This window comes from Psychrobacter sp. FME6 (genome assembly GCF_014861365.1).
Lineage (GTDB): Bacteria > Pseudomonadota > Gammaproteobacteria > Pseudomonadales > Moraxellaceae > Psychrobacter.
Window position 1 is genome coordinate 1 of record NZ_RRYW01000213.1, and the last position, 1,032, is coordinate 1,032.

1 protein-coding gene is annotated in these 1,032 nt (G+C 34.5%); it reads left to right on the plus strand.

Annotation, left to right across the window (positions count from 1 at the left end; translation table 11 throughout):
- Positions 1 to 42 precede the first annotated feature (42 nt).
- On the plus strand, positions 43 to 750 hold the full coding sequence (locus EI162_RS14285) for a hypothetical protein (RefSeq protein WP_192524960.1): 708 nt from the start codon (positions 43 to 45) through the stop codon (positions 748 to 750).
- The last annotated feature ends 282 nt before the right edge of the window (positions 751 to 1,032 follow it).

Below are 1,032 nucleotides of genomic sequence, written 5' to 3' on the forward strand. Positions count from 1 at the left end.
TCAATTACGAGCCGCTTAATTTAGTTTATGGTGACAACTAGCTTGAAAAACTCCGATATGAAAACAATAAAGCTCGCACTTACTCTAATAGTTACTGCGTTATTTACTGCCTGTGACGCCACCTCTTCTGACTCACTCACTCTAGATTCAGGTAAAGCAATCGAACTTACTGTAACACTGAATGAACAGAATAGTGCTGAAAGCCTATCAACCTCTAAGACTGAACCACAGATACAACAGAGTTTCAATACAACAGACCCAGTTCCTTTGATCACTAAAACCCCCGCAAAGCAAGCTCATGAACCATTTTTTTTACCTGACGAAAATGTAAAAAAAACTAAAAACTTATTCCACAAAGACTATAATTTAAACCAAATAAATAGTAAACAGTTTGACGAAACAGCATATGGTTTTTTTGTTGTCATTCAATATGATGATGGCACTGTCTTAGATTACTCGTTAGATAAAGTGAATAATGAATATTTTGTGAAAAGGTTCACCTTAGCTAGTAAATATCAACCACATGATCCATTTAATAAACTTAATAAATATATCGTATATAAAATATTAGATATAAGCGGGGCAGATAACCCTGAAATATTTTTTCAAGAACTAATAAACAGTCCTAAGATTACTAAATATAGGGGATGCACTGTTCAACAAAAACAATCAAAATATGCGATGGTGGATTTGACATCATGTGAGTTTGATAACAGAACAGATTTGTCTTTGTACAAATCTAAATCTTAGAATAAGGCAATAGCATACCAAACCACTCAAGCAACTAAGGCAAGTTTAGTACTATGTTTAAACAAATCTTCACTGCTCTCATTTGCTTTAGCTTTTTTTTAGCTACTGCCTGCCAAGCAAAAAAAGAGAGCACTATGCCTGATAAACCTTTAGAAATTTCATTAAACATGACTGCTAAAGAGTTATACGATGCCAACCCTGAGTATAAAGCGTTTCAAGAAGCGGACGCTCAACCTATGGGCGTTACTTTTCAAGGTTATGACTTTTCAACAAGCAACATGG